The sequence below is a fragment of the Peribacillus sp. FSL K6-5616 genome (genome assembly GCF_038008245.1).
Lineage (GTDB): Bacteria > Bacillota > Bacilli > Bacillales > DSM-1321 > Peribacillus > Peribacillus frigoritolerans.
This window is the reverse complement of the sequence record NZ_JBBOYT010000001.1, coordinates 5,029,639-5,044,363: the sequence shown is the minus strand read 5'-3', so window position 1 is coordinate 5,044,363 and position 14,725 is coordinate 5,029,639. Positions and strand designations below refer to the sequence as shown.

Genomic DNA, 14,725 nt, shown 5'->3' with positions numbered 1-14,725 from the left:
ATTGAAAAAATATGAATATTGAACAGTTCCAACAAGCACTGCTGGAGAAAGGGATCGAGCTTTCTCCTCAACAGCTTGATCAGTTTGACACATATTATCGATTATTGGTGGAATGGAACGAAAAGATGAACTTAACAGCCATCACAGATAAAGAAGAAGTTTATCTTAAGCATTTTTATGATTCAATCAGTGCAGCCTTCTATTTTGACTTTAACGAATCCTATCGAATTTGCGATGTTGGGGCTGGAGCTGGATTTCCGAGTATTCCATTGAAGATTTGTTTCCCTGATATCCACGTCTCGATTGTGGATTCCTTGAATAAGCGAATTTCTTTTTTGAATCACCTTGCGGATTCATTGCAATTAAAGGGAGTATCTTTTTATCATGACCGGGCGGAAACCTTCGCCCAAAAACCCGAGCATCGCGAATCCTATGATATTGTCATGGCGAGGGCGGTAGCCAGGATGTCGGTTTTAAGTGAACTATGTTTGCCGCTTGTTAAACTGGATGGGACGTTCATTGCCATGAAAGCGGCTAGTGCACAAGATGAAATGGACACAGGGAAGAAGGCCATTTTTACATTAGGCGGAGAAATCGAAGAAATTCATCCTTTCACATTGCCAGAGGAAAATAGTGAAAGAAACATCATTACTGTAAAAAAAGTGAAGAAGACTCCTAAAAAATACCCAAGAAAACCAGGGACACCGAATAAGCAGCCTATTGAATAACCTCTGTACGATGAGTATGATTTCATAGTAAGAGCAGAGGATTCAGATATATATGGCTGGTACTTGCCCTTATTTTCTTTTACTATAAATGTATGACCTTATTATTTTCACTTAATACTGCATTTGCCAACAAGAAGGCATTTTCGGTACAGGTTAAGATGTTTGCCCTTAGCTGGCTGATTCAGGGAAATAATTTTGGGAATGCCGGCCGATATTTATAAAAACTGGCCGTCGACCCTCATTATTGCCTTGATGGTGCCAGTCGACATGTTTTTTACAGTGAAGGGCCATATGTATAACCATGTCGGGAAATGTATGCAGGACTTGTCCTTTAAATAGAGAATATGTTATTTGGGAGTTTTAAAAGGTGGTGTAGGAAGATGAAGCATCCTTTTTCGCGGTTCTTTGGGTTTGGCGAAAAAGAAGAAGAGCAACTAGAGATGGAGACACCTAGCAATAATAATGAAGAAATAAGAAAAATTTCCATTTCTGACATTGTGCCTAATCGATTTCAACCAAGGACCGTTTTTAATGACGATAAAATTGCCGAATTGGCTCAAACGATCCATACACATGGGATCATTCAACCAATTGTAGTAAGGGCTTATGGTCAGGGAAAATATGAAATCATTGCAGGTGAGCGTCGTTTCCGGGCCATGCAAAAGCTTGGCTGGGAATTGGCACCTGCTATAATCAAAGATTTCACCGATACAGAAACGGCTTCGGTTGCGCTGATAGAAAACCTTCAGCGTGAAGAACTGACACCGATTGAAGAAGCTTTGGCTTACGGAAAACTATTGGAGCTGCATAGTTTAACCCAAGAAGCCCTGGCACAAAGACTGGGAATCGGTCAATCTACCGTGGCGAATAAGCTGCGGCTGCTTAAGCTGCCGCAGGAGGTTCAGGATGCACTTCTTCAAAAGCAAATTACGGAACGCCATGCCCGCTCGTTGATACCGTTAAAGAGTCCTGAAAAGCAGTTAAAACTGCTTTTGGAAATCATCGAAAAAGGGTTAAACGTCAAGCAGACCGAAGAGCAGGTCGTCAAGCTCTTAACGGGTACTGTGCAGAAGCCGAAACCTAAGCGAAAAGCGTTTAGTAAAGACATGAGGATTGCCGTGAATACCATCCGCCAATCACTCAGTATGGTTACAGACAATGGAATAAATCTGGATGCAGAGGAAGAAGAATTCGAGGAGTATTATCAGTTCACGATTAAAATACCCAAGAAAAAAACTTGATTCCCCATCCTTAGCCCGCTTGGTAGTCTCCGATTACCAAGCTTTTTTTATTTTCTCTCCAAAACTGGCATTTTCCACTTTTAAAACATTCAACTTTTCCTGGATTTTTACTGCTTTTAGATGTATTTCAAATTTTAAGAGGAATTTCAGAAAACGATTTCTTCCAGTAACATTCATGATAAAATAGAAAGAAATAATTGGATTCACGGTAAAAATCAATAGATATAGCGTCATGAAGATAGTTGAAAGCGGGTGAATTCGTGGGTAAGATTCTCGCCATTGCCAATCAAAAGGGCGGTGTTGGAAAAACGACAACTTCTGTCAGTTTAAGTGCTTGTCTTGCATACATTGGACAGAAAGTCTTAATGGTCGATATTGACCCGCAGGGAAATGCGACAAGCGGTGCAGGTATTGACAAAGCAGATGTGGAACAATGTATTTATGATGTATTGGTTGATGATGTTGAGGCCAGTACCGTTATCATGGAAACAAAGGTAGAAAACCTATATGCTATACCTGCGACAATTCAACTTGCGGGTGCAGAAATTGAACTTGTTCCAACCATCTCAAGGGAAGTCCGATTAAAAAGGGCGTTAGAAGAGGTGCAAAGCCAGTATGATTACATTGTGATTGACTGCCCTCCATCATTGGGTTTGCTGACGCTTAATGCCTTAACGGCCGCCGATGCTGTTTTGATCCCGGTACAATGTGAATATTATGCATTGGAGGGTTTGAGTCAACTATTGAATACGGTCCGCCTCGTCCAAAAGCATTTGAACCATGATTTGAAAATCGAGGGTGTGCTATTGACGATGTTGGACGCAAGAACAAATTTAGGTCTCCAGGTCATAGAAGAAGTCAAAAAATACTTTCAGGATAAAGTCTACCAAACCATCATTCCCCGCAATGTCCGTTTGAGTGAAGCACCGAGCCATGGAGAACCGATAATTATATATGATCCAAAGTCACGAGGGGCGGAGGTCTATCTAGAATTGGCAAAGGAAGTGGTATCAAATGGCTAAAGGGCTTGGCAAAGGACTTAACGCACTACTTTTCAACAGTGGGGAGATCAGTAAAGATGAAATCGTGCGCGAAATCAAATTAAGGGAATTAAGGCCAAATCCTTATCAGCCCCGAAAGAGCTTTCGGCTAGAAGCTATAGAGGAATTAAAGCAATCCATCATGGAGCATGGGATATTACAGCCGATTATTGCCCGGAAAAGTATTAAGGGATATGAAATCGTGGCTGGGGAAAGGCGTTATCGTGCTGCCAAGGAAGCTGGCTTAGAGACAGTTCCAGTCGTTGTGAGGGAATTGAGTGAACAGCAGATGATGGAACTGGCCATTTTGGAAAACCTGCAACGGGAAGATTTGAATCCGATCGAGGAGGCTGCCGCTTATCAAACGCTTCTTGAAAAATTGGAATTCACCCAGGAGCAGCTGGCCAACCGGCTGGGAAAAAGCCGACCCCATATTGCCAACCATGTTAGATTACTATCTTTGCCTGAAGGAATTAGGAGATATATCTCCGATGGGGAAATTTCCATGGGACATGGCCGGGCATTGCTGGGTTTAAAGAAAAAAGAGATGCTCAAGCCGGTAGCGGATAAAATCCTCAAGGAAGGTATGAATGTCAGACAGCTAGAGCAGTATATACATCAATTGAATGATACCGTTTCACGTGAAACCAAACCTAAGAAACAAGAGAAAAAAGATATCTTCATAAAGCAAAGGGAGACAAGTCTGCGTGAAAGACTAGGAACGAGCGTAACGATAAAACAAAGCAAGAAAAAAGGAAAAATAGAAATAGAATTCTTTTCAAAAGAAGATTTAGAGAGAATTTTGAACTTGATCGATCAAGAGAACCTTTCCTCTTAGATCCCCTTATGAAAAGATCATGAAGACTTATGCAGAAAATTAGGTGGATGAGATGGTATTATTAGGGGCTTTGGTGAATGGTGCCTGCATTTTAATCGGCTCGATTTTAGGAAGGTTTTTACAACGTATACCTGAAAAGATTAAAGAAACGGTCATGAGCGGTATCGGTTTAGCCGTGATGGTTTTAGGTTTGCAGATGGGGTTTAAAAGTGATAATTTCCTTGTTGTCATTTTAAGTATTGTCGGCGGGGCGGTCCTCGGTGAATGGATGAATCTTGAGGGCAGGCTTAATTCTTTAGGCAATTGGATTGAACGCAGGATGAAAGCGAAGGAAGGAACCTCGATATCTCAGGGGTTTGTAACGGCTACGCTCATATTTGGGATTGGGGCGATGGCCATTATCGGTGCCCTGGATAGCGGTATCCGGAATGATCATGACGTTTTGATAACAAAAGCGATAATCGATGGATTCACAGCACTTGTCCTCGCCAGCACGCTAGGCATAGGGGTACTTTTTTCAGCATTTCCGATCATTCTTTATGAGGGATTCCTGGCGGTTTTTTCAAGGCAGATCAATACGATGATCCCATCTGCATTAATGGATTCCTTCATATTGGAAATGACGGCAACTGGTGGAGTCATGATTTTGGCGATTGGTTTGAATATTATCGGTGTCACCAAAATCAGGGTGGCGAATCTGCTTCCGGGCATAATGGTCACTGCCATTCTGGTTACTTTCATGTATTATGTATAAAAAAGAAGGAAGGGGCTGGCCCCTTCCTTCTTTTTTATGAAAAAACCGATCAAAGGGTTTTTTCTTGCTTGAATGACCATGTGAAAGGAGTGATGGAAGGTTTTATTGGATAATGATTTTGTGCTTCATAAATCCCCTCGGCAATTGTTTTGGCCATTTTTAGCACAAGATTAAGACGCGTGTTCTGCAAGACCATGAACTCCATGAATCCACTTACATTCACGATTCCTGTAATATGGGCATTTCCGACGGAAGGAAGATCTTTATTGACCCCGGCACCCGGCTTAACTGGTCCCTGGCCGATCTGAACGATGCCGACGCTTTTCATTTTCCCCAAGCAAGCATCGATTCCGACTATAAAGGCATTGGCATGCAGCTTTTTAATTTCATTTAATTTTTCCTGTAAATTCATCGCATGTATAGGGTCATCCAGAGTACCATAAACATGGAATGAAGAAGAACTGCTTTCAGCCTTTTCACTAAGCAGAGTGCCGACAAGTGGTCCGAGTGAATCGCCTGTGGAACGGTCTGTGCCTATGCAGACGATGACGATTGGTTGAAGCTTTCCTGTTGGGAGGAGGTTGATTAATTCCTGGGAAATTTGTTTGGATGCATCCGTATCTTCATGCAGGATGCGACTTAATCTATTTTTATTATTATTAAATAGACTAGAATTCAGATTCATCGGCTCAACTCCTTTACTTTATTTGGTATTACAGTATACGGATAAAAAGAGGAAAATATACGGTATTTAACATGATGGGTGAGGGAATTTTTTGCAAAACATGCAAACAGGTGAAGGGGATATGAATCGACGTTATCCTCTACCAATTGCTTTCATCTATACTTTCTAGTAAATAATCATTTGAATGTTCGGGAAAAAATTTCTAAATTCTATTAACTATATACCCATAATTTTTTTGTACAGAAACCATTATTTATTGATAAAATAGAAAAAATCTCTCTATTTCATGGTTACCTCCATGCATGGAGGGTAGAGGAATACGTCGAAGATATAATAGTTTTGCTGTTATTTGCATTAGGCAGGAGGAAAATATGGATCGCATTTATGATAACGTTGCAAAAGAGATATTGGATGAAAAGATATGGCTGCTGATGGGCGAGGGCATTATTAAAATCTTCCTTGTTCTGCTGTTATCGCGTATTATTATTACAATAGGAAAGACTATTCTGAATAAATTTTTCAAAGCACGTTTAAGAAGTCCCATTCGTGTAACGGAACGCAGGGAAGCGACACTCATTAAATTGCTGGAAAATATCATTACCTATGTCATCAATTTCATTGCCTTGTTGATGATTCTGGAGATTCTTGGTCTTCATGTAATGCCATTACTCGCTGGTGCCGGTGTTCTCGGTTTGGCCATTGGATTTGGCGCACAAAGTTTGGTCAAGGATATAATTACCGGGTTTTTCGTTATCTTTGAAGATCAGTTCTCGGTTGGGGATTATATTAAAATCAATACTTTTGAAGGGGAAGTCATTGAAATCGGGCTTCGTACGACGAAAATTAAAAGCGGTGCAGGTGAATTGCACTTCATACCCAACGGCAGCATCATCCAGGTTACGAATTATTCCATTTTAAATAGTGTGGCAATAGTTGATGTGACCATACCTAACGATGGATCGACCGAGCGTGCTGAGAAGGTGCTGATTGATCTTTTAAACAGTATGGAAGGCAAATACGAAGCCTTGATCAAAGCTCCTGAATTTTTGGGAATTGAAAAAATCAGTCCTGAAGAAATCGTCTTTCGGATTAAAGCGGAAACAAAGCCGATGCATCACATTGAAATCAGTAGGATATTAAGAAAAGAAATAAGTGCTGCGCTTGATGCAAGTGGGATTAAATCTACGTACAATGGCAGCGAGTCATAGGAATTGGGGGCCCATGATTATGGAAGAAAAGGAATTTGCACTTAAGGATATTGTGGAAATGAAGAAACCACATCCCTGTGGAGTGAATAAGTGGAGAATTATACGGCTCGGAATGGATATCCGGATAAAATGTGAAGGATGCGGTCATAGCGTGATGCTGCCTCGACGTGAATTCGCGAAGAAAATGAAAAAAGTTCTGCAAAAGCATGAGGGGTGATCATGCTTTTTTTTTTGGGGAGTGAAAGTAGTCCGGCGTTTCTCATGATTTACTTGTCTTTTTAGGAAGCGAAATCTATAATTGGGAAAGGTTTAGGTAATTGGATGGTCTTTATAGAAGATCAGTCCTTTTCCCATTTGTACGAATCATCTTGAAGGAGTGAAATATAAATGGCTTTAACAGCTGGTATAGTCGGTTTGCCTAACGTAGGTAAATCCACTTTATTTAATGCAATAACTCAGGCAGGTGCGGAATCTGCCAACTATCCTTTCTGTACGATCGACCCGAATGTAGGGATTGTGGAAGTGCCAGATCACCGTCTGCAAAAATTGACTGAATTGGTAAAACCGAAAAAAACGGTTCCGACAGCATTTGAATTCACTGATATCGCCGGGATCGTAAAAGGAGCAAGTAAAGGAGAAGGATTAGGTAATAAATTCCTTTCTCATATACGTCAAGTGGATGCAATTTGTCAAGTCGTCCGTTGCTTTGCAGACGATAACATTACCCATGTTTCCGGAAAAGTAAATCCAATCGATGATATCGAGGTCATCAATCTTGAATTGATCCTTGCCGATTTGGAATCTGTTGTCAAACGCATCGACCGTGTCGGAAAAATGGCCAAGCAAAAAGATAAAGCCGCTGTAGCAGAACATGAAATCCTTGTGGCTTTAAAAGAAGCATTGGAAGATGAAAAGCCTGCACGTTCCGTCGAGTTTACCGAAGAACAGCAAAAAATTGTGAAGGGCATGCATTTACTTACAGCTAAGCCGACGCTTTACGTGGCGAACGTGAGCGAAGATGAAGTGGCGAATGCTGACGATAATGAATATGTACAGCAAGTTCGTGAATATGCCGCTAAGGAAAATGCCGAAGTAATCGTGATTTGTGCCAAAATCGAAGAAGAAATTGCAGAGCTTGAAGGTGAAGAAAAGGAAATGTTCCTATCTGAACTTGGCATCGAGGAGTCAGGTCTAGATCAGTTGATCCGTGCTTCTTATAATCTGCTTGGATTGGCAACATACTTTACAGCTGGTGTACAGGAAGTGCGGGCTTGGACATTCCGCAAAGGAATGAAAGCCCCTCAATGTGCCGGCGTCATTCACACGGACTTCGAACGCGGTTTCATCCGTGCCGAAACGGTATCTTATACCGATTTACTTGAAGCGGGCAGTCATGGTGCCGCAAAAGAAGCGGGTAAAGTTCGTTTGGAAGGAAAAGAATACATCGTTAACGATGGCGATGTCATCCATTTCCGTTTCAACGTATAAGAATCAAAGACCCTACCATTCCATATGTAGGGTCTTTTTTTAAGACTTAAACCATTAGATTACATTTAATTGTAATAAGTCGAACCGTTCGTTGCAAAGCCTCTTTAACTATGCTATAATTTTATCTTGTGAGTAATTATAAATAATTGCTCCTTGCCCAATTGGGCCGCTTAGACCAAAAGGAGGTGACAGTGATGAGAAAATACGAAATTATGTATATCATCCGTCCAAACATTGAGGAAGAAGCTAAAAAAGCTTTAGTTGAACGTTTCAACACAATCCTTTCTGATAATGGTGCGGAAGTAGAAGCAAAAGAATGGGGTAAACGCCGTCTTGCATATGAAATCAATGATTTCCGTGATGGTTACTACATGCTTCTTAAAGTTAACGCTGAAAGTGCTGCGATTCAAGAATTCGATCGTCTAGCTAAAATCAGTGAAGACATTATTCGCCACATGGCTACTAGAGAAGAAGTATAATTCGATATTTAATATAAATTCTAATCTTGTTTCACATGAAACAAGCTTGAAACCTAGGGGTTGATTCTGATGATGAATCGCGTAGTTTTGGTAGGACGCTTAACTAAAGATCCTGAATTACGATATACACCTAATGGAGTTCCCGTAGCTACCTTTACTTTAGCTGTGAACCGTAGTTTTACGAATCAGCAAGGTGAACGTGAAGCGGATTTCATTAACTGTGTAGTTTGGCGTAAACCGGCAGAAAATGTAGCTAACTTCTTGAAAAAGGGCAGTTTAGCTGGCGTGGATGGACGTGTCCAAACACGTAATTATGAAGGACAAGACGGCAAACGCGTATATGTGACGGAGATTCTGGCTGAGAGCGTTCAATTCCTTGAACCACGAAGCAGTTCAGCGGGTGAAAGAAATGAAGGCGGTTCTTACGGTGGGGGTCAAAGAAGTTATGGCAATAATAACGGAAATGACAACAATTCGTATGGACAAAATCCTAATCAGAATCAACGGAGCAATAACAACTACACTCGTGTAGATGATGATCCATTTGCAAATGACGGTAAGACAATCGACATTTCAGATGACGATCTTCCATTTTAAACAGCCGTTTGAAATGAAAATTCAAAATGCAGGGAGGGAAATTTATTATGGCAATGGGTGGACGTAAAGGACGCGGTAAGCGTAAAAAGGTTTGTTATTTCACATCTAACGGAATCACTAAAATTGATTACAAAGATGTAGATCTTCTTAAAAAATTCGTCTCAGAACGCGGTAAAATTTTACCACGTCGTGTAACTGGCACAAGCGCTAAATATCAACGTAAATTAACGATTGCTATTAAACGCTCACGTACTATGGCATTACTACCATATGTATCTGGTGAATAATAAATTGGCACATTGAGGAGCAATCCTTAATGTGCCTTTTTTAATAAGTTGTCACTTATGCCTGTAAACCGCTGAATGGCGTTTTTTTTATTTCAGAAGAAATTTATCCGGGTGTTTTCCTCAGAAAAAAAAATCATATCCCAAAAAAGACTGTGATGTTTGAAATATCCTGGCCGTAACGGATACAATATAAAGATGGAGATAAGACATCGATCATAACAGGGGGTGAAATAAAGATGAATAGCGGGAGACGAATTGCCGAGGGCGGAGCACTTCTGGCACTATATTGCATTTTATTGTTCATCACCATTCAAATCCCACTATTGGGTATTTTCACTACTTTCTTTTTACCCATTCCATTCATACTGGTCACAATCAAACAAAAGTTATCGTGGAGCCTTGGTTACTTATTTGTAGCCTCGTTATTGTCGATCCTCATCGGGACGATATTGTCTGTTCCGCTGACCTTGCTCATGGGGGCAACGGGAATTGCGATCGGCTATTTTTTGAAAAAGGACAAACCGATGGCACCTATGTTCATAAGCGCAGTCCTTGTCTTCCTGGGAGGCATTTTATTAATATATGCAGCTTCAGTGTTGATAACGGATGTTAATTACATAGAGGAATCGATGAACATGGCCGAGGAGTCCCTTGAAAATACAATCGGCATCATGGATTCTTTTGGACAGGCACCGACGGAACAAGTCCAAAAGCGGATGTATGAATCAATCGATATGATGAACACGCTGATGCCAAGTTTGTTCGTCTTGATGTCCGTCATCATGGTTTTATTGATTTTCTTTGCAGCGCATCCCATTGTGAAGAGGTTCAGTGATAAGGCGTTAAAATGGCCTCATTTTCGGGATCTGCGACTCCCGAAAAGCCTTTTATGGTATTATTTAATTACGATGCTTCTTGCTCTTTTTGTGAATACGGACAAGAACAGTTTTGTATATATGGCCATAACGAACCTATTTTTCATACTGCAGTTCTTCATTTTATTACAAGGATATTCCCTGATATTCTATATCGCTCATGTTAAGTCATGGGTTAAGGCGATACCTGTTTTAATTGTGGTTTTTTCTTTGCTTCTGCCGATTCCGATTATAACGACGGCCGTCCGATTTTTAGGTATAATAGATTTAGGCTTTCCTTTTAGGGAGACAATCAAGAAAAAGGAATAGAAGACTTTTTTGTAAAACAGATGCTTTTAGGAGCTGAAACTATGCCATCTTATTTGAAAGAATACTCGATTAAGTCCCCATTGTATGGGGTGCTGGCCGCAGTCGTTTTACTTTTGGGCGTACTGGCTTATTATAATTGGGTTATTGCACTTGTTGGACTTTTGATTCTTGCTGGTTTATTTTATTTAACATTAAGAATGGTAGAAAAAAAGCAACGGAAGACAGAAGAGTATATAACGACTTTATCCTACCGTTTAAAGAAGGTGGGCGAGGAAGCGTTATTGGAAATGCCGATTGGGATCATGCTCTTTAATGAGGATTATTACATTGAATGGACCAATCCATTCCTGGCTTCTTGTTTTAGTGAAGACTCCTTGGCAGGAAGATCGCTATACGATGTTGCGGACTCGATAGTACCGTTAATCAAGCAAGAGATCGAGACAGAGACACTTACGCTCCACGATCGGAAATTCAAGGTGGTCCATAAGCGTGATGAAAGGCTTCTTTACTTTTTTGATGTGACGGAGCAAGTGGAAATTGAGAAATTATATGAAGATGAGCGAACGGCAATTGCGATCATTCTTCTTGATAATTATGATGATTTGACACAGGGTATGGATGATCAGCGTAAAAGCAGCATTAATAGCTTGGTTACCTCACTTCTCGATAAGTGGGCAAGGGATAATGGCGTTTTCTTTAAGCGGGTTTCCTCGGAACGATTCATCGCTGTCTTTAATGAGCATATCCTTCAGCAGCTTGAAAAGGGCAAATTCTCGATTTTGGATGAAATCAGGGAAACGACGGCCAAGCAAAATGTACCACTTACCTTGAGCATCGGGGTCGGCTCGGCCGTGTCATCCTTGCCGGAACTAGGTACGCTTGCCCAGTCCAGCTTGGATCTCGCTTTAGGGCGGGGCGGTGACCAGGTGGCCATAAAGCAAGCGAATGGAAAAGTGAAATTCTATGGCGGCAAAACCAATCCGATGGAAAAACGCACGAGAGTCCGTGCCCGTGTGATTTCCCATGCATTGAAGGATATAGTCCTTGATAGCGATAAAGTCATTGTCATGGGCCATAAAAACCCGGATATGGACGCAATCGGTTCAGCGATCGGCATCTTGAAAGTTGCCCAAATGAATGAACGTGAAGGCTATATTGTCATAAACACCCAGCAGCTCGACAGCAGTGTCCTTCGTTTAATGGAAGAGATCAAAAATAAAGAAGAGCTGTATGCCCGGTTCATAACACCTGATGATGCATTAGAAATGATTACGGATGAGACCTTGCTGGTTGTGGTCGATACCCATAAACCTTCCATGGTGATTGAAGAGCGGTTATTGAATAGAATCGATAAGGTTGTGGTCATCGACCATCATCGGCGGGGTGAGGAGTTCATCAAGAACTCATTGCTCGTCTATATGGAGCCATATGCATCTTCAACGGCAGAACTTGTGACGGAACTGCTTGAATATCAGCCGAAACGCTCAAAAATTGATATGCTGGAGTCGACGGCGCTTCTTGCAGGTATCATCGTCGATACGAAAAGCTTCACCTTAAGAACAGGATCACGTACTTTCGATGCTGCCTCTTATCTAAGGGCGCATGGAGCTGATACGGTACTTGTCCAGAAATTCTTAAAAGAAGACGTGGACACCTATATCAAACGTTCGAAGCTCATTGAAGAAGTCATCTTTTATAAAAAGGGAATTGCCATTGCCGCGGCAAAAACCGATCAGGTTCATAATCAGGTGCTCATTGCTCAGGCTGCGGACACCCTATTGACGATGGATGGCGTTGTCGCTTCCTTTGTAATGGCTAAGCGGTCTGATGATACGGTGGGCATAAGTGCGCGTTCTCTTGGTGATATCAATGTACAGGTGATCATGGAAATGCTGAATGGAGGCGGACATCTAACGAATGCCGCCACTCAACAGGTATGCTCCATTGATGAAGCCGAAAGTCGATTGAAAGCAGCTATTGATGAATATTTAGAAGGGGGATATAAAGAATGAAAGTGATATTTCTTAAAGACGTTAAAGGTAAAGGGAAAAAAGGGGAAGTTAAAAATGTTGCGGATGGTTATGCACATAATTTCCTGCTTAAACAAGGATTGGCCGTTGAAGCAAATAATTCAAACGTGAAAACTTTGGAAGCACAGAAAAATAAAGAAGAATCACTTGCAGCAGAAGAGCTGCAGCAGGCTGAAGAATTGAAAGTGCAGCTGGAGAAATTAACGGTTGAACTATCTGCCAAAGCCGGTGAGGGCGGGCGTTTATTCGGTTCCATCACGACTAAACAAATTGCATCTGAGCTTCAGAAAAAACACGGTATCAAGGTTGATAAACGTAAAATGGAGCTTGCTGAAGGCATCCGCACTTTAGGGCATACAAAGCTTCCAGTCAAGCTTCATCCTGAAGTCACTGCGACACTGACTGTGCATGTGAAAGAAATTAACTAATTTTAGCTGTTTCATATCTGTGAAAAATTGATAAAATAGAGATAGACGAAAAATGTGATTGGGCACGTTGTCCTTTCACTTTTTTCTTTTTTACTAGAAACATATAAAAGGTATCCTCTTAGAATGGGAGGTTTTAAGATATGATAGAACAATTTCAGGATAGGATTCCACCTCAAAATATAGAAGCCGAACAGGCTGTGCTTGGAGCCATTTTTCTTGAGCCCTCTTCATTGACCGTTACATCGGAAGTTTTGATTCCAGAGGATTTTTATAGAAGCTCTCATCAAAAAATCTTTAATGTGATGCTTAAATTGAATGACGAAGGAAAAGCTGTCGATTTGATTACGGTGACGGAGGAATTGGCTGCGACAAAAAACCTTGAAGAAGTTGGCGGGGTTTCTTATTTAAGTGAATTGGCCGGATCGGTGCCTACCGCGGCCAATATTGAATATTATGCCCGCATCGTCGAGGAGAAGTCATTGCTGCGCCGTTTGATCCGGACTGCGACGAACATCGCTCAGGAAGGCTACAGTCGCGAGGATGAGGTCGAGGAGCTGCTCGGTGAAGCAGAAAAAACGATCATGGAAGTGGCCCAGCGTAAGAATTCCGGGTCTTTTCAAAATATTAAGGATGTATTGGTTGCGACTTACGATAACATAGAAATTTTGACTACCCGTAAAGGGGATGTCACGGGAATACCGACAGGGTTTGCTGAACTGGATCGAATGACAGCGGGGTTCCAACGTAATGACCTCATCATAGTTGGTGCCCGTCCTTCGGTTGGTAAAACCGCTTTTGCATTGAACATCGCTCAAAACGTTGCGACCAAAACGGAGGAGAATGTAGCGATTTTCAGTCTTGAAATGGGTGCAGAGCAGCTCGTTATGCGTATGCTCTGTGCTGAAGGGAATATCAACGCCCAGAATTTACGGACAGGTTCCTTAACTGATGAGGATTGGCGTAAACTGACGATGGCGATGGGAAGCTTGTCGAATGCCGGCATTTATATCGATGATACGCCAGGTGTCAGGATTGGTGAAATCCGTTCAAAATGCCGTCGTTTGAAGCAGGAACATGGCCTTGGCATGATATTGATCGATTACCTGCAGTTAATTCAAGGCGATGGCCGTTCAGGCGACAACCGTCAGCAAGAGGTATCCGAGATTTCACGTTCACTCAAAGCGCTGGCTCGTGAACTTAAAGTGCCCGTCATCGCCCTATCCCAGCTATCGCGGGGAGTGGAGCAGCGTCAGGATAAGCGCCCGATGATGTCTGATATCCGGGAATCCGGGAGTATCGAGCAAGATGCTGATATCGTCGCCTTCTTATACCGTGATGATTATTATGATAAAGAATCCGAGAATAAAAATATCATTGAAATCATTATAGCGAAACAGCGTAATGGTCCGGTGGGCACGGTTTCGCTTGCATTCGTAAAAGAGTATAATAAATTCGTTAATCTCGAACGCCGCTTCGATGATGATTCGATGTCTCCCGGCGCATAGGGGACTGCCTGCCATTCATGCAATGGCGGGCTTTCTCTGTTTCAGGAAAAAGAAAGGCCCTAATGATAATAGAAAAAGAAATCAGAGGGTACAATAATGTTTGACAATCCTAAAAAAACCGGAAAGAAATTTCTCATATTTACGAACAAAGAATTTTTTAAAAAGTGTATTGTTCGGATTTTGTATTGACTTCCAGTTTGGATTATTGATAAAATAGGTTTGTTTGATAAGAA

16 protein-coding genes are annotated in these 14,725 nt (G+C 41.6%); 15 read left to right on the top strand and 1 reads right to left on the bottom strand.

Annotation, left to right across the window (positions count from 1 at the left end):
• Positions 1-11: 11 nt before the first annotated feature.
• The 5 genes from rsmG to MHB45_RS24480 all read left to right on the top strand — a co-directional run bounded on the left by rsmG (position 12) and on the right by MHB45_RS24480 (position 4,601).
• Entirely contained in the window at positions 12-728 is a 717-nt protein-coding gene (gene rsmG, locus MHB45_RS24500) for a 16S rRNA (guanine(527)-N(7))-methyltransferase RsmG (RefSeq protein ID WP_034316171.1), read from the top strand.
• A gap of 380 nt (positions 729-1,108) precedes the next feature.
• Positions 1,109-1,969: a nucleoid occlusion protein gene (gene noc / locus MHB45_RS24495; protein WP_034316169.1), complete on the top strand. Its 861-nt coding sequence runs from the start codon at positions 1,109-1,111 to the stop codon at positions 1,967-1,969.
• A gap of 260 nt (positions 1,970-2,229) precedes the next feature.
• Positions 2,230-2,991 (top strand): ParA family protein, encoded by a 762-nt coding sequence (locus tag MHB45_RS24490; protein WP_034316249.1) that lies wholly within the window; start codon positions 2,230-2,232, stop codon positions 2,989-2,991.
• A complete protein-coding gene (locus MHB45_RS24485) occupies positions 2,984-3,847 on the top strand; it encodes a ParB/RepB/Spo0J family partition protein (protein WP_048687966.1) in 864 nt (287 codons plus the stop codon). The genes MHB45_RS24490 and MHB45_RS24485 overlap by 8 nt, the downstream gene beginning before the upstream one ends.
• Before the next feature lie 52 nt (positions 3,848-3,899).
• On the top strand, positions 3,900-4,601 hold the full coding sequence (locus MHB45_RS24480; protein WP_072272172.1) for a DUF554 domain-containing protein: 702 nt from the start codon (positions 3,900-3,902) through the stop codon (positions 4,599-4,601).
• 49 nt (positions 4,602-4,650) lie between these two features.
• Here MHB45_RS24480 and yyaC read toward each other — a convergent pair whose 3' ends face one another.
• Entirely contained in the window at positions 4,651-5,286 is a 636-nt protein-coding gene (gene yyaC, locus MHB45_RS24475; RefSeq protein ID WP_048687971.1) for a spore protease YyaC, read from the bottom strand.
• Positions 5,287-5,657: 371 nt separating this feature from the next.
• Between yyaC and MHB45_RS24470 the strand changes: the two genes are divergently transcribed.
• From MHB45_RS24470 to dnaB, 10 genes are all read left to right on the top strand, one after another.
• Entirely contained in the window at positions 5,658-6,494 is an 837-nt protein-coding gene (locus MHB45_RS24470) for a mechanosensitive ion channel family protein (protein ID WP_048687973.1), read from the top strand.
• Between the two features lie 19 nt (positions 6,495-6,513).
• The gene (locus MHB45_RS24465) at positions 6,514-6,711 is read left to right on the top strand and encodes a DUF951 domain-containing protein (RefSeq protein WP_048687975.1); all 198 of its coding nucleotides are present in this window, start codon (positions 6,514-6,516) and stop codon (positions 6,709-6,711) included.
• A gap of 170 nt (positions 6,712-6,881) precedes the next feature.
• Positions 6,882-7,982, top strand: a complete 1,101-nt coding sequence (gene ychF, locus MHB45_RS24460) for a redox-regulated ATPase YchF (RefSeq protein ID WP_034316156.1) — start codon at positions 6,882-6,884, stop codon at positions 7,980-7,982.
• 194 nt (positions 7,983-8,176) lie between these two features.
• The gene (gene rpsF / locus MHB45_RS24455; RefSeq protein ID WP_034316153.1) at positions 8,177-8,461 is read left to right on the top strand and encodes a 30S ribosomal protein S6; all 285 of its coding nucleotides are present in this window, start codon (positions 8,177-8,179) and stop codon (positions 8,459-8,461) included.
• A gap of 69 nt (positions 8,462-8,530) precedes the next feature.
• Positions 8,531-9,058, top strand: a complete 528-nt coding sequence (gene ssb, locus MHB45_RS24450) for a single-stranded DNA-binding protein (protein ID WP_034316149.1) — start codon at positions 8,531-8,533, stop codon at positions 9,056-9,058.
• Between the two features lie 47 nt (positions 9,059-9,105).
• Positions 9,106-9,345, top strand: coding sequence for a 30S ribosomal protein S18 (gene rpsR / locus MHB45_RS24445; protein ID WP_034316147.1), 240 nt, complete (start codon positions 9,106-9,108; stop codon positions 9,343-9,345).
• A 236-nt stretch (positions 9,346-9,581) separates the two neighbouring features.
• Entirely contained in the window at positions 9,582-10,529 is a 948-nt protein-coding gene (locus MHB45_RS24440; protein ID WP_048687977.1) for a YybS family protein, read from the top strand.
• A gap of 41 nt (positions 10,530-10,570) precedes the next feature.
• Positions 10,571-12,541 carry a DHH family phosphoesterase gene (locus tag MHB45_RS24435; protein WP_034316142.1) on the top strand — a complete coding sequence of 657 codons (1,971 nt, stop codon included), beginning with the start codon at positions 10,571-10,573 and terminating at the stop codon, positions 12,539-12,541.
• Complete coding sequence (gene rplI / locus MHB45_RS24430) at positions 12,538-12,987, top strand: 50S ribosomal protein L9 (RefSeq protein ID WP_034316140.1); 450 nt, start codon at positions 12,538-12,540, stop codon at positions 12,985-12,987. Before MHB45_RS24435 ends, rplI begins: the two co-directional genes overlap by 4 nt.
• A gap of 140 nt (positions 12,988-13,127) precedes the next feature.
• The gene (dnaB, locus tag MHB45_RS24425; RefSeq protein ID WP_034316139.1) at positions 13,128-14,492 is read left to right on the top strand and encodes a replicative DNA helicase; all 1,365 of its coding nucleotides are present in this window, start codon (positions 13,128-13,130) and stop codon (positions 14,490-14,492) included.
• The last annotated feature ends 233 nt before the right edge of the window (positions 14,493-14,725 follow it).

What these genes read in the sequence shown, in the direction of transcription:
- rsmG (WP_034316171.1), top strand. Translation starts at nt 12, where the DNA reads ATGAATATTGAACAGTTCCAACAAGCACTGCTGGAGAAAGGGATCGAG.
- noc (WP_034316169.1), top strand. Translation starts at nt 1,109, where the DNA reads ATGAAGCATCCTTTTTCGCGGTTCTTTGGGTTTGGCGAAAAAGAAGAA.
- MHB45_RS24485 (WP_048687966.1), top strand. Translation starts at nt 2,984, where the DNA reads ATGGCTAAAGGGCTTGGCAAAGGACTTAACGCACTACTTTTCAACAGT.
- MHB45_RS24480 (WP_072272172.1), top strand. Translation starts at nt 3,900, where the DNA reads ATGGTATTATTAGGGGCTTTGGTGAATGGTGCCTGCATTTTAATCGGC.
- yyaC (WP_048687971.1), bottom strand. Translation starts at nt 5,286, where the DNA reads ATGAATCTGAATTCTAGTCTATTTAATAATAATAAAAATAGATTAAGT.
- MHB45_RS24470 (WP_048687973.1), top strand. Translation starts at nt 5,658, where the DNA reads ATGGATCGCATTTATGATAACGTTGCAAAAGAGATATTGGATGAAAAG.
- MHB45_RS24465 (WP_048687975.1), top strand. Translation starts at nt 6,514, where the DNA reads ATGGAAGAAAAGGAATTTGCACTTAAGGATATTGTGGAAATGAAGAAA.
- ychF (WP_034316156.1), top strand. Translation starts at nt 6,882, where the DNA reads ATGGCTTTAACAGCTGGTATAGTCGGTTTGCCTAACGTAGGTAAATCC.
- rpsF (WP_034316153.1), top strand. Translation starts at nt 8,177, where the DNA reads ATGAGAAAATACGAAATTATGTATATCATCCGTCCAAACATTGAGGAA.
- ssb (WP_034316149.1), top strand. Translation starts at nt 8,531, where the DNA reads ATGATGAATCGCGTAGTTTTGGTAGGACGCTTAACTAAAGATCCTGAA.
- rpsR (WP_034316147.1), top strand. Translation starts at nt 9,106, where the DNA reads ATGGCAATGGGTGGACGTAAAGGACGCGGTAAGCGTAAAAAGGTTTGT.
- MHB45_RS24440 (WP_048687977.1), top strand. Translation starts at nt 9,582, where the DNA reads ATGAATAGCGGGAGACGAATTGCCGAGGGCGGAGCACTTCTGGCACTA.
- MHB45_RS24435 (WP_034316142.1), top strand. Translation starts at nt 10,571, where the DNA reads ATGCCATCTTATTTGAAAGAATACTCGATTAAGTCCCCATTGTATGGG.
- rplI (WP_034316140.1), top strand. Translation starts at nt 12,538, where the DNA reads ATGAAAGTGATATTTCTTAAAGACGTTAAAGGTAAAGGGAAAAAAGGG.
- dnaB (WP_034316139.1), top strand. Translation starts at nt 13,128, where the DNA reads ATGATAGAACAATTTCAGGATAGGATTCCACCTCAAAATATAGAAGCC.